At 62.6% G+C, this 18,245-nt stretch carries 18 protein-coding genes; 11 read left to right on the top strand and 7 right to left on the bottom strand.

Annotation, left to right across the window (positions count from 1 at the left end; all coding sequences use genetic code 11):
* Positions 1–29 precede the first annotated feature (29 nt).
* Positions 30–1,100, top strand: coding sequence for a penicillin-insensitive murein endopeptidase (gene mepA, locus NDB2M4_RS07525; RefSeq protein ID WP_072372615.1), 1,071 nt, complete (start codon positions 30–32; stop codon positions 1,098–1,100).
* 4 nt (positions 1,101–1,104) lie between these two features.
* Here the strand turns inward: mepA and msrA are convergent, their stop codons facing one another.
* Positions 1,105–1,764, bottom strand: coding sequence for a peptide-methionine (S)-S-oxide reductase MsrA (gene msrA / locus NDB2M4_RS07520; protein ID WP_072372612.1), 660 nt, complete (start codon positions 1,762–1,764; stop codon positions 1,105–1,107).
* A 150-nt stretch (positions 1,765–1,914) separates the two neighbouring features.
* Between msrA and NDB2M4_RS07515 the strand changes: the two genes are divergently transcribed.
* On the top strand, positions 1,915–2,769 hold the full coding sequence (locus NDB2M4_RS07515; protein ID WP_072372609.1) for a hypothetical protein: 855 nt from the start codon (positions 1,915–1,917) through the stop codon (positions 2,767–2,769).
* Positions 2,770–2,796: 27 nt separating this feature from the next.
* On the opposite strand, the gene NDB2M4_RS07510 is transcribed toward NDB2M4_RS07515, so the two are convergent.
* Together NDB2M4_RS07510 and NDB2M4_RS07505 are read right to left on the bottom strand one after the other, a co-directional pair.
* A complete protein-coding gene (locus NDB2M4_RS07510; protein ID WP_072372606.1) occupies positions 2,797–3,111 on the bottom strand; it encodes a hypothetical protein in 315 nt (104 codons plus the stop codon).
* Positions 3,112–3,153: 42 nt separating this feature from the next.
* The gene (locus NDB2M4_RS07505; RefSeq protein WP_072372603.1) at positions 3,154–5,049 is read right to left on the bottom strand and encodes a methylmalonyl-CoA mutase family protein; all 1,896 of its coding nucleotides are present in this window, start codon (positions 5,047–5,049) and stop codon (positions 3,154–3,156) included.
* Positions 5,050–5,311: 262 nt separating this feature from the next.
* Between NDB2M4_RS07505 and NDB2M4_RS07500 the strand changes: the two genes are divergently transcribed.
* The 3 genes from NDB2M4_RS07500 (at position 5,312) to NDB2M4_RS07490 (ending at position 7,616) form a co-directional block, all read left to right on the top strand.
* A complete protein-coding gene (locus NDB2M4_RS07500; protein WP_072372600.1) occupies positions 5,312–6,754 on the top strand; it encodes a helicase HerA-like domain-containing protein in 1,443 nt (480 codons plus the stop codon).
* A 143-nt stretch (positions 6,755–6,897) separates the two neighbouring features.
* A complete protein-coding gene (locus NDB2M4_RS07495) occupies positions 6,898–7,206 on the top strand; it encodes a DUF4236 domain-containing protein (protein WP_072372597.1) in 309 nt (102 codons plus the stop codon).
* Positions 7,207–7,238: 32 nt separating this feature from the next.
* Complete coding sequence (locus NDB2M4_RS07490; protein WP_348533035.1) at positions 7,239–7,616, top strand: c-type cytochrome; 378 nt, start codon at positions 7,239–7,241, stop codon at positions 7,614–7,616.
* 55 nt (positions 7,617–7,671) lie between these two features.
* Here the strand turns inward: NDB2M4_RS07490 and NDB2M4_RS07485 are convergent, their stop codons facing one another.
* Positions 7,672–8,271 carry a superoxide dismutase gene (locus tag NDB2M4_RS07485; RefSeq protein ID WP_072372591.1) on the bottom strand — a complete coding sequence of 200 codons (600 nt, stop codon included), beginning with the start codon at positions 8,269–8,271 and terminating at the stop codon, positions 7,672–7,674.
* Between the two features lie 460 nt (positions 8,272–8,731).
* Between NDB2M4_RS07485 and NDB2M4_RS07480 the strand changes: the two genes are divergently transcribed.
* The 5 genes from NDB2M4_RS07480 to NDB2M4_RS07460 all read left to right on the top strand — a co-directional run bounded on the left by NDB2M4_RS07480 (position 8,732) and on the right by NDB2M4_RS07460 (position 14,604).
* On the top strand, positions 8,732–9,043 hold the full coding sequence (locus NDB2M4_RS07480) for an H-NS histone family protein (RefSeq protein ID WP_072372588.1): 312 nt from the start codon (positions 8,732–8,734) through the stop codon (positions 9,041–9,043).
* 180 nt (positions 9,044–9,223) lie between these two features.
* Positions 9,224–9,781: a type 1 glutamine amidotransferase domain-containing protein gene (locus NDB2M4_RS07475; RefSeq protein WP_072372585.1), complete on the top strand. Its 558-nt coding sequence runs from the start codon at positions 9,224–9,226 to the stop codon at positions 9,779–9,781.
* Between the two features lie 244 nt (positions 9,782–10,025).
* Positions 10,026–10,340 carry a co-chaperone GroES gene (locus NDB2M4_RS07470; RefSeq protein ID WP_072372583.1) on the top strand — a complete coding sequence of 105 codons (315 nt, stop codon included), beginning with the start codon at positions 10,026–10,028 and terminating at the stop codon, positions 10,338–10,340.
* A 49-nt stretch (positions 10,341–10,389) separates the two neighbouring features.
* Complete coding sequence (gene groL, locus NDB2M4_RS07465) at positions 10,390–12,036, top strand: chaperonin GroEL (RefSeq protein WP_072372580.1); 1,647 nt, start codon at positions 10,390–10,392, stop codon at positions 12,034–12,036.
* Between the two features lie 303 nt (positions 12,037–12,339).
* On the top strand, positions 12,340–14,604 hold the full coding sequence (locus NDB2M4_RS07460; RefSeq protein ID WP_083556000.1) for a L,D-transpeptidase family protein: 2,265 nt from the start codon (positions 12,340–12,342) through the stop codon (positions 14,602–14,604).
* A 6-nt stretch (positions 14,605–14,610) separates the two neighbouring features.
* Here NDB2M4_RS07460 and NDB2M4_RS07455 read toward each other — a convergent pair whose 3' ends face one another.
* From NDB2M4_RS07455 to NDB2M4_RS07445, 3 genes are read right to left on the bottom strand one after another with little or no spacing between them, the layout of a single operon-like run.
* Entirely contained in the window at positions 14,611–15,891 is a 1,281-nt protein-coding gene (locus tag NDB2M4_RS07455) for a CCA tRNA nucleotidyltransferase (protein ID WP_244536084.1), read from the bottom strand.
* Positions 15,892–15,908: 17 nt separating this feature from the next.
* On the bottom strand, positions 15,909–16,175 hold the full coding sequence (locus NDB2M4_RS07450) for a DUF6111 family protein (protein WP_072372577.1): 267 nt from the start codon (positions 16,173–16,175) through the stop codon (positions 15,909–15,911).
* Positions 16,172–16,837: a CoA pyrophosphatase gene (locus NDB2M4_RS07445; protein WP_072372574.1), complete on the bottom strand. Its 666-nt coding sequence runs from the start codon at positions 16,835–16,837 to the stop codon at positions 16,172–16,174. The genes NDB2M4_RS07450 and NDB2M4_RS07445 overlap by 4 nt, the downstream gene beginning before the upstream one ends.
* 239 nt (positions 16,838–17,076) lie before the next feature.
* Here NDB2M4_RS07445 and NDB2M4_RS07440 point away from each other — a divergent pair, with 239 nt between their 5' ends.
* Entirely contained in the window at positions 17,077–18,228 is a 1,152-nt protein-coding gene (locus NDB2M4_RS07440; RefSeq protein ID WP_139247139.1) for a hypothetical protein, read from the top strand.
* Positions 18,229–18,245 lie beyond the last annotated feature (17 nt).

Below are 18,245 nucleotides of genomic sequence, written 5' to 3'. Positions count from 1 at the left end.
GCTATTCTGACTCGGTGATTGGGGGAGCCATGCGACGCACCCACAAGGTCATTCTTATAGGATTGATGTTGGCGACTTCTCATGCGGTCGCCGCGGAAACCGCCGTGAAGGCGCCCGCGCCCGTCGAAGCCAAGCGCGCAGCGGCCGCACCTCTGCCCGCGCAGAAGGCCGCGCCCTCCAAGAAGGACACCAAGAAGACTGCGAAGAAGGACACCAAGCCGAAAATCCTGGCGCGCGACTTGTTCGGCAAGGCGCAGAACGCCGCCGATCTCCAAGCTCGGTCTATCGGCTGGTATGCGAAGGGTTGCCTTGCCGGCGGTGTGCATCTCGCGGACGCGGGGCCCTATTGGCAGACGATGCGGCCGTCGCGCAATCGGGCATGGGGACATCCGAAGCTGATTGCGCTTCTGAAGCGGCTGGGCTCGGAGTCCAAAAAGGATGGTTGGTCGGGACTGCTCGTGGGCGATATCTCGCAGCCGCGCGGCGGCCCGATGCTGTCTGGGCATGCCAGCCATCAGGTCGGTCTCGATGCCGACATCTGGCTGACGCCGATGCCGGATCGCGTGTTGAGCCGGCGCGAGCGCGAGGATATCGCGGCGACGTCGATGCTGGACAAGACGAAATTATCCGTTGATCCGAAAGTGTTCACGCCTGCGCACGTGGCGCTGATCAAGCGTGCTGCATCCTATTCGGCGGTGGAGCGCGTGTTCGTGCATCCGGCGATCAAGAAAGCGCTGTGCCAGGCCGCGGGTAAGGATCGCGCGTGGCTCTACAAGGTGCGGCCGATCTGGGGCCACTACTATCACTTCCACATCCGTATCGGCTGCCCGAATGGGGGATGCGAAACGCAACCTGGAGTGAAGGCGGATGATGGATGTGGGGGGGAGCTGAAAAGCTGGCTCAAGGACATCGAAGCGTCTCTGAAGCCGAAGCCCAAGCCCAAGGGACCGGAAGCGCCGTATGTTCCGCCGAGCGCGCGGCGCCAGATCACGATGGAGCAACTGCCGGCAGAGTGCAAAGTCGTGCTGAACAGTCCGGCTGCATCTCCCCCTGCAGACGAGGCAATGGCCGCGACCCCGACGGCCGCGACCAAGAAATAGCCTCTTACTCGGCTGCGACGCCGGTCGGCATCGGGCACGAGACACCGGTGCCACCGAGGCCGCAGTAGCCATGCGGTACCTTCGAAAGGTACTGCTGGTGGTAGTCCTCGGCGAAGAAGAACTCGGGCGCAGGCAGGATCTCGGTGGTTATGCGGCCGAGCCCGCTTGCGGTGAGAGCCTTCTGGTATTCGGCCTTTGATGCTTCGGCGGCGGCGCGCTGCTCATCGGTGTAATAGTAGATGCCGGAGCGGTATTGCGTGCCGACGTCATTGCCCTGGCGCATGCCCTGGGTCGGATCGTGGCTTTCCCAGAAGGTCTTCAGCAGGTCGCGGTAGCTGATCTCCTTTGGATCGTAGACGACGAGCACGACCTCGTTGTGCCCGGTTTGGCCCGTGCACACTTCCTGATAGGTCGGATTGGGCGTCAAACCACCGGCATAGCCGACAGCGGTGATCCAGATGCCGGGCCCGAGGTTCCAGAACTTGCGCTCTGCGCCCCAGAAGCAACCCAGCCCGAACATCGCCATCTCGAGCCCCGCTGGGTAAGGTCCCTTGAGCGGGCGCGAAAACAGCTCGTGCTCTTCGGCAGTCGGGATCGGCGTCGGCCGGCCCTTGAGTGCGGTCTCGGACGTCGGCATGGCGGTCTTGTTCTTACGGAAAAGCATGGCTCACCCCGAATTGGATGGTGACTGAGCGTATTCCAGTCTGGCCCTGATATAATGTTGTGGCCACCCTTGCGGCAGACCCAATAGGGTCATGTTATTGTGATGTAATCTGCGCACAGTTGCCGAGTAACAATTTAGGGGGAGTGAACGATGGCAGATGCCGCAGTCATGGGTGCCGCCGCTCCGGCTCCGGCCCCGCGCGAGCGAGATGTCTACGCCGCGGGTGGCGGACGCAAGTTCGCATTCTCGTTCGCGTTCCTCTTGCTGCTCCCTTTCTTCATCAGTTTGCCGCCGATGCTGTTCTGGCGGGTATCGCAAGGCCATTGGAACGGCACTCCGGGCCTCGTGGTGCTGGCGATCGCCTTTGCATTCATCATGTTCCTGCTGGTGATCGAGCTGATGCACTCGCTCAGGGCGCGGATCGAGCTTGGCGAGACGTCGGTGAAGATGACGCTGCCATCGGGGCGCGGGCCCACACCGATGATGCGCTACCGCAGCTACGACATTCCCTATGACCAGATCAAAGCGGTGGAGACGCGGCGCGAGGTTTATGGCGGCTCGGTTGCACCCGTGTTGTTGCAGGGCGCGCGGCTGATCCTCAAGGACGATACGCCGGTGAAGCTCGGCTATGTGAGCGAAGCGAACTCAGATCCGTGCTTTCCCTATCCCGAGATCGCGCAGAAGATCGCGGCGCGCGCCGGTCTTGCCGTCGAGCACAAAGGCAATGTGCGGCGCTCGGTGCAGAAAAAGTACTTCGGCCTGAAGCAGGGTTTTCTGACGCCGGGCGATGACAGCGTCGACGACTCTGAGATCGAATTGCTGAACAAGAGCCACCGCGGCTGGGTCATGCGGCTCATCTCGCTGCTGGTGGTGATGGTGATCGGCGGCATCGCGCTCGACATCATCTTCCCGCCGAGCAGCGGGCTACCGCCGGCGCTGACCAGCGTGAAGGCGCTCGTTATGCAGGGCGGCGCAACGACGGCTCCTGCGCCAAAGAAGAAGTAGCGCAAGGCTCAACTCGGTCTAGCGCAGCTAGTTGATGTGCAGCTTCATCTGCACGCGGCGGCGGCCGAAGTATCCGCATACGATCGCCAGCGAGCCGAACAACAACGACATCGGCGCGCTGAGGACGCTGAGCAGCATCGGATTCCATACCCATGGGAAGGTCATGGCGTTGATGCTGTCACGCGTGGCGATCAGCGAGGCCGGCGCCAGCTCGCTCCAGTAGTTGATCACGCTGTGGGCCTGGAACGTGCCTGTACCGATCAGCATCGGCGTCAGGTCGGCGACGAGCGCGACGATGGCGATGAGTGCAAAGAGGCTGGCGAGAAAGCGCAGGCTGGCCACGGGCTATCCTCCGGTGCGTCTGGATAAGCGCAGGGCGCGAGACTAGCTCTGGGCAAGCGCCTTGTGCAGATCCTCAAGCGTCTTCACTGCGTCCTGTCCCGCATAAATGAAGCCATCGACTCCAGCCGCGCGCAACGCTGCTTCGGCCTCGCCTGGACGTCCGGCGAGAAGAACGCGCTGGGCGCCTGCAGCTTTGAGAGCTTGGGCGGTGGCTGCTGCATCGCGCGCATAGACCTCATCGGATGAGCAGATGCACGCGATCTTGGCGCCGGAAGCCTTGAAGGCTTCTGCTGCCTCGGCGGGGGTCTTGTAGCCATCGCTGGTAAGGCCCTCGATGCCGCCTGCCGCAAGGAAGTTCCACATCCATTGAGAACGGCGGTTGTGCTCGGCGATTTCGCCGAGGTTGGCCATGAAGACCTGCTTGCGTTTGCCGGTCTTGGCGAGGAACGCGTCGCCCGCATCACGTAGCTTCTCGAAGGCTTCGCCCAGGCGGTGAGGCGTCAGCGGGCGCACCTGCTGCGCGGGAGCCGCGGCAGGTTCGGGATAAGCTGTGATCTTGACGCCATCATCGCCGAGGAACGGGAAGACGGATACGCCAGTCAGCTCGATGCGGCCGGTGGAAATGGCCTTCATGCGCGCCTCGGCGGTGCTGGCGATGTCATCCTGCAAGGCGCCGGAAGATAGCGCGGCAACGAGGCCGCCCTTGGCTTCGATGCCCTGGAACAGCTCCCAGGCTTTCTTGGCGAGATCCGCGGTGAGCTTCTCTACATACCAAGAGCCGCCAATCGGATCGACGACGCGGCCGAGCTGCGACTCTTCCTGCAGCACGAGCTGGGTGTTGCGGGCGATGCGACGGGCGAAGCGGTCGGGCATGCCCAACGACCAGGTGTAGGGGAGGACGCTGATGGCGTCGGCGCTACCGAACGCTGCACCGGCACATGCGGTGGTGGTGCGCAGCATGTTGGTCCACGGATCGCGCTTGGCCATTACGCGTTCGGAGGTGACGGCGGAGATGTGCAGTCCCGAAGCTGTCGCACCGCTGGCTTCGGCGATGCGGGCAATGATGGTGCGCGCTGCGCGCACCTTGGCGGCGCTGAGAAATAGGTCGGTGTCGACGGCGAGCGCGAAGGCAATGCTGGGCAGCGCATCTTTCGGGGCAACGCCAGCGGCTTCGAAGGCGCGCAGGTAAGCGACGAGAGCTGCAGCGAGGAATGCGAGCTCCTGAGCTTCGCTGGCCCCAGCCTCGTGCGGGACGCTGGCATCTACGAGGATGCTCGTCAGTGGGCGATCTGCTGCGCCCGCTTCTGCGGCGAAGGCCACGGTTTGGGCGAGCGCCTGATCGATCGGTGCCCATGCGGCGCCGAAGCGCGCGAGCGTTCCCAGTGGATCGACGTTGAGACGCGAGACGGCTGTGCCGCCTTCCTCACGCTTCAGAGCGGCGAGCGCCTTCAGATAATGGCGCGCGGCGGCAAGGCCATTGATGCCGCCCGCGAGCTGGAAGGGTGCGTAGTCGATGAACATGCCGGCGAGGCTTGCGGCGGCATCGTCCGAGCTTTCGATCTTGATGCCGATCCGACCGGGGCCGGCGATCTGAAGGACGACTCCGTTGGCGCCGCCGTCCAGCTCTTCGAGGATCACCTTATTGGCTGCCGCCGGATCGGTCTCGACGACGCGCTGGTGGATCTGCCAGCCGAGGCCATCGGCTTTGGCGTGGGTGCCGCGGGTGAACGGGGCTCCGCCTGGGACCGTCGCGTCCGCTTGCGGGAGCGTATCTGCTCTGGTGTAGAGCGGTTCAATGCGCAGGCCGTCGGCCGTCTTGGCGACGAGCCGCTTATCGAAATCGGCGCCCTTCAACGCCTTTTCGACGAGCTGGCGCCACTTGTCGTAGTCGGCGGGAGGAAAACCGGAGGCGAGCTTGACGGTTGCGGTCTCAGTCATGTCCTCAGCGTCTTGTCGGTTGGGGTGGGCGGCCGCGGCCAGCAATCCACTTCTATAGGCTCAGTGCCCGCCTGTTTGCACGAGCTAAAGCGGGCGTCAAAGGCTTCCGCGTCGCTACGGCGCGCGGGCGGTCCACGCCTCCCGTGTCCCGCATGCAACCGATATTTGCAATGGACCTAGCTGCGTGCCAAGAAAAACGGGCGTTGTCGCGTCGAGTCGCGTGCGAGGCCGTTGCCCCGGCCGCCCCAGATTGGAGCCCACAATGCCCGAAAAGTCCAAGTCCGCAGCGGCGGAGAATCCTGCTGCCGACCCGCATTTCTTCGCTCAGAACGGACGGATTCTCCTCGGGGGTAGCCACGCGGGCATCGAGTTCATCGATCTGAAGCTGGCGAACCGGCATGGGCTGGTGACCGGTGCGACGGGTACGGGCAAAACCGTGACCTTACAGGTGCTGGCAGAGAGCTTTTCGGCGGCCGGCGTTCCGGTTTTCGCTGCCGACATCAAAGGCGATCTTTCCGGCATCGGCGTCAGGGGTGAGCAGAAACCCGGCCTTGTAGCGCGGGCCGAAGAGATCGGGCTACCCGGCTATTTCAATGCAGCCTTTCCGGTGGCGTTCTGGGACATCTTCGGTGAGCAGGGCCATCCGGTGCGCACGAGCGTGCAGTCGATGGGACCGCTGCTGCTGTCGCGCCTGCTAGATCTTACCGAGCCGCAGGAAGGCGTGCTGAACATCGCGTTCCGCTGGGCAGAGGATCGCCGCGAGACGCGCGATCCGAAAATGGTCATCCGCAAGCTGCGCGATCTGCGCGCTGTGATTGAAGAGATGGGCCGGCGCGCGCCGGAGCTGCGCTCCAAGTACGGCAACATCGCTCCGCAGACAGTGGGCGTGCTGCAGCGCCGCCTGCTGGTTCTGGAAGAACAGGGCGCGGACAAGTTCTTCGGCGAGACGTCGCTCGACATCAACGATTTCATGCGCGTGCGTGACGGCTACGGCGTCGTCAACGTGCTCGCTGCCGATAAGCTGATGGACAACCCACGCCTCTACGCAACGGCGCTGCTGTGGATGCTGGACGAGCTGTTCGACAAGCTTCCCGAGGTTGGCGATCTCGACAAGCCGAAGCTGGTGTTCCTGTTCGACGAGGCGCATTTGCTGTTCGACGATGCACCGAAGGCGATGCTCGATCAGATCGAGCGCGTGACGCGCCTCATCCGTTCGAAGGGCGTCGGTGTCTATTACGTGACGCAGAGCCCATCGGACGTTCCTGACCGGGTGTCGGCACAGCTCGGCAACCGCGTGCAGCACGCGCTGCGCGCGTTCACGCCGAAGGAGCAGAAGGCAATCCGGGCGGCGGCGGAGACCTTCGTCAAAAATCCGGAGTTCAACACCGAGCAGGCGATCCAGCAGCTCAAAGTGGGCGAGGCACTCGTCTCGACGCTGCGCAACAAAGGCGAGCCGTCGATGGTGCAGCGGGCGCTGATCCGGCCGCCGATGGCGCGGATCGGACCGCTGACGGCGGAAGAGCGCGCCAAGCTTATCGAGGCGGATGAGGATAACCGGCGCAAGTACGGCGAGGAAACGATCGTGGAGGGCGCGTATGAACGCATCCAGGCAATGAACTCCGCGATGGGCAACATGTCAGAGAAACTAACTGACGTGAAAGAGAAACTGGGCGGCTGGTTCGGCATCGGCCGTAAGGACGGCTGAGGCAGAAAGCTGCAAATCCCCAGTTGTTTTTGGACAGCCTTCTCATGCTGGCTGCATGAGATTAGGTTGGCAATGGAACCCGACTCGACCCATCTGATCAGACAGTTGATGGGTTTTTCGGACTGAAGGAACGAGGATCGACGATGGGCTTTCTTCCCGGCTTTCGCTTCCGCAAGCAGATCGGCGTCGCAAAAGGCGTGAAAGTCAACCTGAGCAAGTCTCGGGTCAGCACGAGTCTTGGTGGCAAGGGCGCGACCATCAACGTGGGCGCTGACGGCCGGCGCATGGTCACGCTGGGTATTCCAGGCACCGGCATGAGCTATCGCACGCCGCTGACTGGCCCGATCATGTTGCTGCTCGCGGGTGTTATTCTGCTCGTGTTCATTGCATGGCTGGTTCAGCCGGAACTGGTGCGCGCGGCACTGCATTGGTGGCAGCCGGCGTGGTTCTGAGCTGTGATGCCTTGCGAGTTAGGGTGATGCGTATGGCTAGCCTTCGCGTTGGCGTTGCCGCAGCGCTGCTTTCAGGCGCGATGCTGTCGATGGCCGGTTGGGCGATCGCAGAGACGTCGACGATCGATCAGGGACGGGCGTTGCTCGAAGCCAATTGCGCGCGATGCCATGCGATCGGGGTCGAGGGCGAGAGCAAGCACAAAGAGGCGCCACCGTTTCGCGACGTAGTGATGCGCTATCCGCCGGACAATCTTGCCGAGGCCTTGGCTGAGGGGCTCATCTCCGGCCATCCGGATATGCCGGAATTCGTGTTCGAGCCGGACCAGGTGGAGGCGATTGTCGCCTACCTCAACGATCTCAGAGCGCAGGGCAAAGCGCCGGAGCCGAAGTCCGAACCGAAGCCGGAATAGAAAAAGGCGCCGACCGCAATCGGCGCCTTCCTTATTTGGTCGTAAAGCCGCTAGCTCAGACGGCCTTTTGCGCCAGCTCTTCGACGTGGTCCCAGTTCACCAGATTGTCGAACCAGGCTTCCAGGTACTTCGGGCGCGCGTTGCGATAATCGATGTAGTAGCTGTGCTCCCACACGTCGCAGCCGAGGATCGGCTGAGCGCCGTGCATCAGCGGGTTCTCGCCGTTCGGCGTCTTCATCAGCACAAGACCGCCGTCCTTGACGGCCAGCCAGGTCCAGCCGGAGCCGAACTGCGTCTTGCCGTTCTCGATGAAGTCGTTGCGGACCTTGTCGTAGCCGCCAGCGGCCTCGACGAGCTTCTGAACGGTGCCGGGAAGCTTGTTGCCGCCGCCGCCCTTCTTCATCCACTTCCAGAAGTGGTTGTGGTTGTAGTCCTGGCCGACGTTGTTGATCACCGGCTGGGCTTTGTCGGCGTAGGCTTCCTTGCAGATCTCTTCGAGGCTCTTGCCTTCGTATTTCGAGCCAGGGATCAGCTTATTGGCCATATCGACGTAGGCTTGGTGATGCTTGTCGTGGTGGTACTCGAGAGTCTCAGCCGACATGTACGGCGCCAGGGCGTCATAGGCATACGGCAGCGGTTCAAGCTTGAAAGTCATAGTGGGGCCTCCGAAAAACACGGCGGCAAACTACCGGCTCACATGTGCAATGGCAACGCAGGCCCTGCGCGCCAGTTCCGCGCGTGGCCAATCCGATGTCCGGGAATGTGGGGAAGGGGTGAGGACGCAGCGACCCTGAACGCTGCGCCCTCGTGGATCACTCCGGGGAAGATGGGAGTTCAGGGTTGAATGGAAGTTAGCCAGGAGCAGCTGAACGCAGCCTGAACGCCAATTGCGGGGCGCGGGTTGGCTGCCATATCGCCTGCCAAAGGCTGGTCGCCAATACACGCTGAAGGGTTCGCGCATTAGTTGCAGGAAGTTGCCGCTATCCTTTGTTGCGCTTTGCCGATTTAATTTCGATCGGCTTGACAAATTGAAGGCAAAAAGTAATTGAAGCAGCGCTAGATGTGGCAACGGCAAATTGCCTATCGAGACGTGCGTATTCAGGAAGGACTACCGGATGGCCACACCCAATGTTGATAAGCTCTCGCTAAAGGACCTTCTTGAGCTGGAAGCGAAAGTGCAAAAAGCAATCTCCGCAGCGCGCGATCGTGAGCGCTCCGAGGTGAAACAGGCATTGGCGCAGCTCGCTGAAAAGCGCGGCTTTTCAGTATCGGAACTGTTCGGTGGGCGCGGCCGGGGTAAGACCAGCGCTGCCAAATACGTCAATCCAGACAACAAGTCGGAGACCTGGACGGGTCGCGGCCGCAAGCCGAATTGGCTGGTTGCAAAGCTCAACAAGGGCGCCAAGCTGACCGATTTCGCCATTTAACGCGAACAGCATTTAGAACCGTTATAATACGGTACGCCCAATAAGAACGAAAGGGGCTCGCAGGCTAAAGCCGTTGCGGGCCCTTCGTTATTTCAGCTTCAGTTTTTTGAATACCGCCTTTCGCGGAACTGTTGCTCGCTCGGACGGTTCAATCCTGCAAGGAATTGAGGAGAGACCGCCATGGCACGTATCAGCAAGAGCCGCGTCCTGATCATGGCGACGCATGGCTTTGAACAGTCCGAGCTGGAGGAACCCCTGCGGCAGCTGAAAGCCAAAGGGGCGGATGTGCGGATTGCCGCTCCCGAGCCGGGCACGATCAAAGGGTGGGACAAGAAAGATTGGGGCCGGGCGGTCGACGTCGATCTGACCCTCGATGGGGTGGGTGTCGGCTCTTTCGATGCCCTGGTTTTGCCCGGCGGAGTGATGAACCCGGACCATCTGCGTACGAACGAGACAGCTCTGGGCATCATCGAAGCTTTCCTGAAGGCCGGAAAGGTCGTGGCTGCCATCTGTCATGCGCCGTGGCTGTTGATCGAGGCGGGGGCGGTGAACGGCCGGGAGGTGACCTCATACAACTCGATCAGAACGGACGTGATCAATGCTGGTGGTCGATGGGTCGACCGGCCTGTCGTCACCGACCAGGGGATTATCACCTCGCGGAATCCGGGCGATATCGATGCGTTCGTCGCCAAAATCGTCGAGGAGATAGAAGAGGGGCGCCATAGCCGGGCGGCCTAATAGCTGCCCCACCGCACCCTCGCCACCCGATAAGCTTTCATTAAGCCGCCGGTGCAGATAGTGCCGGCGGCCGCTACCGGCTGATCTGACTTCGGGGCGGTCCTGGCACTCACTTCTTGACAGTGCTAACAGCCAAGATCATATACGCGACGCGGGGCCGATGAGCCATGGGCACGCCGATCCCGCGCCTCGCGAATGAGGCGCTTCAGATTCAAAACGCAAAGCACATCATGAGGTTGATCCCATGAAGTTCCGTCCTCTTCATGACCGCGTCGTTGTCCGCCGCGTTGAGGAAGATACCAAGACGGCTGGCGGCATCATCATTCCCGACACTGCCAAAGAGAAGCCGATACAAGGCGAGGTGGTCGCTGTCGGACCCGGTGCTCGCGACGAGACCGGTAAGGTCACTCCTCTCGACGTGAAGCCCGGCGATCGGGTGCTGTTCGGCAAGTGGAGCGGCACCGAGGTCAAGATCGACGGCGAAGATCTCGTGATCATGAAAGAAAGCGACATCTTCGGCGTCCTCGAGGGCAAGGCGAGCGTGAAGGCTGCCGCCTAATTCCGCTCAGCCACCACCCATCATTCAGCTTTTCAGGAGCTTTCCCCACATGTCCGCAAAAGACGTGAAGTTTTCGCAGGACGCGCGCGAGAAGATGCTGCGCGGCGTCGACATCCTCGCCAACGCCGTCCGTGTCACGCTCGGCCCCAAGGGTCGTAACGTCGTAATCGAGAAGTCGTTCGGTGCCCCCCGCATCACCAAGGACGGCGTGTCGGTGGCCAAGGAAATCGAGCTTGAGGACAAGTTCGAGAACATGGGCGCCCAGATGGTTCGTGAGGTCGCTTCCAAGACCAACGACCTCGCCGGCGACGGCACCACCACTGCCACCGTTCTCGCCCAGGCGATCGTGAAGGAAGGCGCCAAGTCGGTTGCTGCCGGCGCCAACCCGATGGACCTCAAGCGCGGCATCGATCTGGCCGTCACCGCGGTCGTCGAAGAGCTGAAGAGCAAGTCGCAGAAGATCAAGTCCAACGACGAGATCGCCCAGGTCGGCACCATTTCGGCCAACGGTGATACGGAAGTTGGCAGCAAGATCGCCGAGGCCATGAAGCGCGTCGGCAACGAAGGCGTCATCACGGTCGAGGAATCCAAGAGCCTCGAGACCGAACTCGACGTCGTCGAGGGCATGCAGTTCGACCGCGGTTATCTCTCGCCGTACTTCATCACCAACGCTGAGAAGATGATCGTCGAACTCGAGAGCCCCTACATCCTCATCCACGAGAAGAAGCTGTCGGGTCTGCAGGCAATGCTGCCGGTGCTCGAAGCTGTCGTTCAGTCGGGCAAGCCTCTGCTGATCATCGCCGAAGACGTCGAGGGCGAGGCCCTGGCGACGCTCGTCGTCAACAAGCTGCGTGGCGGTCTCAAGGTTGCCGCGGTGAAGGCGCCGGGCTTTGGTGATCGTCGCAAGGCGATGCTGGAAGACATCGCCGTCCTCACCGGCGGCACCGTCATCTCCGAGGACGTCGGCATCAAGCTCGAGAACGTGACGCTGCAGATGCTCGGCCGCGCCAAGAAGGTGACGATCGACAAGGAGAACACCACGATCGTCGACGGCGCCGGCTCGAAGGCCGACATCGACGCGCGCGTGAAGCAGATCCGCGCTCAGATCGAGGAGACCTCCTCGGACTACGACCGCGAGAAGCTGCAGGAGCGTCTTGCCAAGCTCGCGGGCGGTGTTGCCGTCCTCAAGGTCGGTGGCGCTACCGAAGTCGAAGTTAAGGAGCGCAAGGACCGCGTCGACGACGCGCTGCACGCAACGCGCGCGGCTGTCGAAGAGGGCATCGTCCCCGGCGGTGGCGTTGCTCTGCTGCGTGCCTCGAAGGTGCTCGAAGGTCTCAAGGTCGAGAACGAGGACCAGAAGGTCGGCATCAACATCGTGCGCAAGGCGCTGCAGTCTCCTGCTCGCCAGATCTTCACCAACGCTGGTGAGGACGGTTCGGTGATCGTCGGCAAGATCCTCGACAACAGCAAGTACAACTATGGCTACAACGCTCAGACGCTGGAGTACGGCGATCTCGTTGCTCAGGGTGTCATCGACCCGGCCAAGGTCGTGCGCTGCGCGCTTCAGGACGCTGCTTCGGTCGCCGGTCTGCTGATCACCACGGAAGCCATGGTCGCAGAACTGCCCAAGAAGGAGCATTCGCATGCTCCGATGCCGGGCGGCGGCATGGGTGGCATGGGCGGCATGGATTTCTAATTCCAAGCCAAAAGCATCTGATTTGGGAAGGGCGTGGCGCAAGCTGCGCCCTTCTCGTTTGGGCCCTCATCGCCTTAAGGTTCACTTAAGCTGTTAATGGTTGGTCGCGCCGAGGATTGTGCCGGGGGCTTTTCCGCGACTCTTGAGGTATTTAATGGATCGGCTGTGGCCGAGATGCTCCACGTTAGCCTTGACGTCATTATGCATCGGTTGCCACATGCCTAATCACCCGTTTGCGTCGGATCCGGCCCAGCCACGGCCATTTTCTCCACCTAGCCTCAAGGCGCGATTGGAGACCGAGGGATGACTATCAAGAAGGCTGTTTCGACGCGCGCCGTGCTTTTGCCGGCGATTGCGGCTCTGTGCGTTTCGGGATCGGTTGCTTCCCGCGCCGAAACACCGGCTCCAGCAACACCATCCACGCCTGCTGCGGTGGAAAGTCAGCCTACGACGGCACCCGCCGTGGGGGCCAACACTGCCGCGGCTGCAAATCAGCCCGCGCAGCCCACGGCAGCGGCCGCCGCGCCAGCGGCTCCGGCCGCCGCGAACTCCACAGAACAGCCCGCCCAGGCGCCGCAATCGTCCGCGGCGGCGACGCCGCCGGCTGCTGGCGCGCAAGCGACCGCCACGCCTCCCGCCGCTGTCCCTGAGCCGCAGCCTGGTTCGGCCACTGCCGCCGCGCCCGCGCCAACGGCTCCGGCTGCCACTAATGAAGCTGCGACGACGCCGGCAAATTCTGCCGCCGAGCCGCCAAAGTCCACCGCCGCACTGCCCGATACTGCATCGGGAACCGCGCCCGAGAGTGCTCCCGCGCAAGTTCTGCCGCCGGCCGATCCGGTGGTGGCCAGCATCCGCGCGAAGGTTTCGGAGCTCGGCAAGAAGGTCAATCAGGAAGAGGCTGCGGCTCTCGCCAGCTATTATGGTGAGGTGACTGGCACGCCGCTCTGGGCGTCGACAAGCGGTCTTACCGAGAAGGGCAAGGCGGTCGTCGCCGAGATCGGCCGCGCAGACAACTGGGGCCTGCCAGCCTCGGCGTTCGATGTGCCCTCGCCCGCTGTTCAGGCTTTGACGGCTGAAGCCGCGGCCGACACCGAATTGCAGGTAGCCGTGGCTGTGCTGAAGTACGCGCGTTACGCGCGTGGCGGACGCATCAATCCCGCGAGCATCTCGCAGCTGATGGATCAGCAGCCGACGCTGGTGCCGCCTAAGACGGTGCTGAGCGAGATCGCTGCTGCTCCGGAACCGGGCGCATACCTGACATCGCTGCATCCGAAGCATCCGCAGTTCCAGGCGTTGCGCCAGATGCTGCTCAAGCTGCGCGGCGGCGAAGAAAAAGAAGAGGTCCAGCAGGAAGATCCCGCGCTGGCCGTGCAGCTGCCGGCAGGTCGTTTGCTGCGGCCCGGCATGAATGATCCGCAGGTCGCTCTGTTGCGCCAGCGTCTGAAAGTGCAAGCTCAGGATCCGGCTAACGAGAACGTCTACGACGATGCGCTGGTGCAGGCCGTGCGCGACTTCCAGCGTGACAAGAACCTGACGCCGGACGGTCTCGTCGGTAACGGCACGCGACAGGTGCTGAACGGTGGGCCGCGTCCGGTGGCTCAGTCGAACGATTCCAAGATCGAGCGCATCCTCATCAACATGGAACGCTGGCGCTGGCTGCCGCCAGATCTCGGCGAGTTCCACGTCTGGGACAACGTTCCGGAGTTCCTGACCCGCATCGTGAAGAACGGTGAGGTGATCCATACCGACGAGATCATCGTCGGTCAGCCATCATGGCCGACGCCGGTCTTTTCTGCGGACATGAAGACCGTCGTGTTCCGTCCGAGCTGGGGCGTGCCGGACGGTATCAAGATGAAGGAACTCGCACCGCTGTTGCGCAAGAGTTCGGGCGGGGCAGGTTTCTTCGGGATTTTCGGCGGCGGGTATTCGGCCCAGGCCGTGCTCGATGCCTACGACTTGCGCGCCTATGCCAATGGCCGTCAGATCGATCCCAATTCGATCAACTGGTCGAGCGTCGACATTCGCCGCTTCAGCTTCCAGCAGCCGCCGGGGCCGAAGAACGTGCTTGGCGAAGTGAAGTTCTTGTTCCCGAACTCGCACGACGTCTACATGCATGACACGCCCGAGCGTAACCTGTTCGGCAAGTCGTTCCGCGCGCTGAGCCATGGCTGCATGCGCGTGCACGAGCCGCGCCGTCTGGCCGAGGTGCTGCTGGCCGAGGACAAGGGCTGGTCGGCGAGCAAGGTGCAGTCGATGTTCGCCAGTGGCGGCGAGGTTGCTCTCAGCAAGCACATTCCCGTCCACATCACCTACATGACGGCGCGTGTCGACGATAACGGCAAGCTGCAGACCTATGGTGACTTCTACGGTCTCGACAGCCGGACCGCGGCGGCTCTGACCGGAAAGTCGATCCGCTTCGAGCAGCCCTCGTATGCGGATGATGCCGTGGCGTCTGCGGACAGTGGCTCCGACAGCCAGCCGCAGCAGCAGTATACGCGGCGGAAGAAGAAGCAGTCGCAAGGACCAGAGTCTCTGGCTGATGCGATTTCGGGGCTGTTCTCGCCCTAAGCAGTTTCAGTCATCGGTGGCGCGGCGGGGAGATTTCTCGTCGCGCACCAACTGCTCCAGCCTTTCATGCAGTCGCTTCGGGTCATCCGGGTAGCCGGCGGCGATCCACCAGATCTCGAATTCAGAGACGATGCGGCCGACCTTGGGTCCGGCGGGGACGTCGAGGGCGAGGACGTCGGCACCGCGCACCGGAAGTTTCGGCGGTGTCCAGCGCTGCGGCAGGGCGATGCGTTCGGCGCGGACTCGATCATCCGACGGATCATCGGAGCGCGCCCAATCGATAAGAGCGCCATCGACGAATGCATCCGGTCCATGCCGATAGATGAAGGCCTTCGCGGCGGCTTCATCGGTGCGCGGATCGAACGAGGCATCGCGTCGTGCGGCGTCGGCGAGGCGGCCGGCTTCGACCAGCGATAACCGCAGTCTATCCTTCAGCAGCGGCGTGGGTGCGTCTGCCAGCGCGGCAAGGCGGAGGATCGGATCGGGCGCGCGGCCGAGCGCTGCCTCGATGCTTTCAAGGCGCTTTGCGAGCTGCACATTGCCCGGCGTACCGAGCAACGGTTCGATCAAGCCCGCTTCCTGCATCGTAGCGAGTGCGCAAAGCGCGCGGGGCGCCGACAGCAGCAGAAGAAGCTCGTTGCGGATGCGCTCGCCGGAAAGCTGTGCCAATCCGCTTTTCTCGGCGCGCGCGGCGGCAAGCCCGTCGGGATCGGGCGCAGTGGGATCGCCGTATTGGGCGAGGAAGCGAAAGAAGCGCAGAATGCGCAGATAGTCCTCGCGGATGCGCTCGTGTGCGTCGCCGATGAAACGCACGCGCTTGGCGATGAGATCGGGATATCCGCCGAGAGGATCGTGCACGACACCGTCGAGATCGCAGTAGAGCGCGTTCATCGTGAAGTCGCGGCGCATGGCGTCCTCGCGCCAATCGGTGGTGAACGTGACGCGTGCATGCCGGCCGAAGGTTTCGATGTCACGGCGCAGCGTCGTGACCTCGAAGGGATGCTTGTCGACGACGACGGTCACGGTGCCGTGCTCGAAGCCGGTGGGGATCGCGTGAAGGCCCGCGCGCTTGGCCAATTGGACGACCTCTTCGGGCGGCGCGGTCGTCGCGATGTCGATGTCTTTGACGGGGGTGCCGAGCAGAGCATTGCGCACCGCACCGCCAACGGCTCGAACGCCTGCGCCATCGGCGCGCAGCGCATCGAACACGGCCCGAGTCTGGGGGCGCTGCAGCCATTCGGTGCCGGCTAGATTGGGCAGTCCGGCGCTGTCGTCAGAGCGCATCATCGGGCGTTCCCGCGCAATCAGTCGATATGGCCTGGCTCGATGCGGCCGTCCTTGAAAACGGGCGGAGTATAAACCTGGCCCGGCTTGCCCCCGGTTATCGTGCCAAAGCTTACCAGGGTGATGATGACGATGGCGGCGCCGGCCACGAACAGCCAGATCAGCGGAGCATCGTCGAGAACGCGCGACGCCTGAGGTTTCTCATCGCGTGTCAGGTAGATGTAAGCCACATAGACGATCGTCGGCAGCAGGAAGAGAAGAATGTTTTCGGCGACGATGCGGATCATTCTGAAAAGAGCCTCCTGTACATGTTTCGCAACATGCCGGCGGTTGCACCCCAAATGTACCGCTGCTCGAAAGGCATGGCATAAAACCGGCGCTCCTGACCGCGCCAGACGCGCGCCTCCGTCCGATGGTTTGCCTCATCCATCAAGAATGCAAGCGGGACTTCGAAGGCATCAGCAACCTCGCGCTCGTCAAGCTGCAAGGTGAAGCCCTCGCGCACCAGGCTGACGACGGGGAAGATGCGGAAACCGGTTCCCGTGCGGTAGACATCGAGGTAGCCCAACGGCTCCACGAAGGAGGGCTCAAGGCCGATCTCCTCACGGGCCTCGCGCAGTGCTGTGGCCACGGGGTCCGCGTCGGTGGGTTCCATGCGGCCGCCGGGGAAGGCGATCTGGCCGGCGTGACGCCTCAGACTTTCGGTGCGCTGAGTAAGAAGCACGGTCAGCGTCGGGCGGGCGATCACGGGTATGAGGACGGCGGCGGGTGCCAACGGAGCGCGAGCGACCTCCGGGACGAGCTCGGGGCTCAAGTCGAAATCGCTTGGGGTATCAGGGGCGTTAGGGTCGAATAGTGGAATGGACCGGGGCAACACAGCGCGGGCTCGTCGCTGGAGTTCTGCGGCCGTGAAGGGGGCTTGATCCTTGAGTGTGCTCACGCACTGCATATCGCATTCAGTTTCACGAAATCCAAGCCCTGTATTCGTGGCTTAATAGCTAAGGGGCAGGTTGGGCTCGCTAATGCTTCGCAAATCACGATAACGTCCAACTGTCACGTCAACCTATCGCGGCGATTTTACGCGAAAGGAGGTCATTGCCGATGCGACTTTGCCACCGATTGTTTCCGCTGCTCGCCTTATTGGCGGCAAGCGCGATGGTGTGCACTGGCGCAGCGAGAGCGGCGAGCGTGCAAGATTTTCTGGCGACGCTTCCTGCGGCGCAGCAGAACGAATTCATCGCCTGGCGCACGGCGAAAAACCAGCATGAGCGTTTGCTGGATGCTTACTGGCAGCAGATAGAGACCAAGCGTAAGGGGCGGACGGCGAAGCGCGGATCGACGAAATTCTTCGACGCCGACGACTACGTATGGACTTTTCCGCCGACCTACAAAGGTCCGCAGTTGAGCGGAGAGCTCGACAAGAAGTGGTCGCGGTTTCTTGCCAGTCAGGAGAGTAAGACACCGAGCAAGCCGCCGACACCGATGCCCGGCCTTGCCGATTTTCTCGCTGCAGCAAAAGCGCATTACGGCTTCGTGCCGGCGCGGATCAGCGAGAAGGAATTCAAGCGCCGGTATGCAGTGGAGGCGCTCTCGCTGGGGCTGACGCCGAAGCAGGTGGTGCGCGTCTATGCTCTGGAGACCGGCGGCAATGGCACCGCCGATATGCAGGCGGGCATTAATCCGATCACGAAGAAAGGCAAGCCGATCTCGTCGGCGCTGGGCTATGCGCAGCTGCTGCACGCGAACACGATCGGTGAGCTGGTCAAGCATGGCAACACGTTCTTGAAGCGGCTGGAGCAGATGCGTGCGTCCGCCCGCGACAGGGCGCGTGCAGACGAGCTCGATCGCAAGATCGCTTCGCTGAGGGCGATGCTGAAGACAGCCAAATCGGTGCCGAACAACTGGTACCGGCACGTGGCATTCGCAAAGACGTCGAAGGGTTACGGGATGCACGCCGTCAATCTCGATGGCGACATCGGGCCATGGCTGCAGTCGCTGAAGCTGCGTGGCCTGAAGGACTTCGCCAAGCGCAAGGGCGTTACCAACCTATCGGGTGAAGAGCTGGAGCTGATGAACTTGTCCGGTCCGGGAACGGGGCTCGAGATGATGCAGCCGACGGGTCTCACGGTGCCGACGCCCAATTTCTTCTCGCGGCGCGCCTACTACGTGAACAAGATGGTGATCGGGAAGACGTCGGCCGAGCTGCTCGCCGAGTTCACGCGGCGCATGGACAATGGCACCCGCAAGCCCGGTGCCGTGGAGTTTGCCGAGGCGTTCGAGGAGGTCTCGGGAGTCCGGCGGACCGGCCTTCAGGAGCCTGAGAAGCTGCCCTGGCGCTGAGCGGAACCCGTTCCATC

Origin of the sequence: Hyphomicrobium sp. NDB2Meth4 (genome assembly GCF_900117445.1) — a bacterium.
Classification (GTDB): domain Bacteria; phylum Pseudomonadota; class Alphaproteobacteria; order Rhizobiales; family Hyphomicrobiaceae; genus Hyphomicrobium_A.
The sequence above is the reverse complement of the archived record's forward strand: the minus strand, read 5'-3'. Positions and strand labels throughout refer to the sequence as shown.

Coding starts and splice junctions, on each gene's coding strand:
- NDB2M4_RS07455 (WP_244536084.1), bottom strand. CDS start 15,891: ATGATGCGCTCTGACGACAGCGCCGGACTGCCCAATCTAGCCGGCACC.
- NDB2M4_RS07505 (WP_072372603.1), bottom strand. CDS start 5,049: ATGACTGAGACCGCAACCGTCAAGCTCGCCTCCGGTTTTCCTCCCGCC.
- NDB2M4_RS07450 (WP_072372577.1), bottom strand. CDS start 16,175: ATGATCCGCATCGTCGCCGAAAACATTCTTCTCTTCCTGCTGCCGACG.
- NDB2M4_RS07460 (WP_083556000.1), top strand. CDS start 12,340: ATGACTATCAAGAAGGCTGTTTCGACGCGCGCCGTGCTTTTGCCGGCG.
- mepA (WP_072372615.1), top strand. CDS start 30: ATGCGACGCACCCACAAGGTCATTCTTATAGGATTGATGTTGGCGACT.
- NDB2M4_RS07475 (WP_072372585.1), top strand. CDS start 9,224: ATGGCACGTATCAGCAAGAGCCGCGTCCTGATCATGGCGACGCATGGC.
- groL (WP_072372580.1), top strand. CDS start 10,390: ATGTCCGCAAAAGACGTGAAGTTTTCGCAGGACGCGCGCGAGAAGATG.
- msrA (WP_072372612.1), bottom strand. CDS start 1,764: ATGCTTTTCCGTAAGAACAAGACCGCCATGCCGACGTCCGAGACCGCA.
- NDB2M4_RS07515 (WP_072372609.1), top strand. CDS start 1,915: ATGGCAGATGCCGCAGTCATGGGTGCCGCCGCTCCGGCTCCGGCCCCG.
- NDB2M4_RS07490 (WP_348533035.1), top strand. CDS start 7,239: ATGGCTAGCCTTCGCGTTGGCGTTGCCGCAGCGCTGCTTTCAGGCGCG.
- NDB2M4_RS07470 (WP_072372583.1), top strand. CDS start 10,026: ATGAAGTTCCGTCCTCTTCATGACCGCGTCGTTGTCCGCCGCGTTGAG.
- NDB2M4_RS07445 (WP_072372574.1), bottom strand. CDS start 16,837: ATGCAGTGCGTGAGCACACTCAAGGATCAAGCCCCCTTCACGGCCGCA.
- NDB2M4_RS07480 (WP_072372588.1), top strand. CDS start 8,732: ATGGCCACACCCAATGTTGATAAGCTCTCGCTAAAGGACCTTCTTGAG.
- NDB2M4_RS07495 (WP_072372597.1), top strand. CDS start 6,898: ATGGGCTTTCTTCCCGGCTTTCGCTTCCGCAAGCAGATCGGCGTCGCA.
- NDB2M4_RS07500 (WP_072372600.1), top strand. CDS start 5,312: ATGCCCGAAAAGTCCAAGTCCGCAGCGGCGGAGAATCCTGCTGCCGAC.
- NDB2M4_RS07485 (WP_072372591.1), bottom strand. CDS start 8,271: ATGACTTTCAAGCTTGAACCGCTGCCGTATGCCTATGACGCCCTGGCG.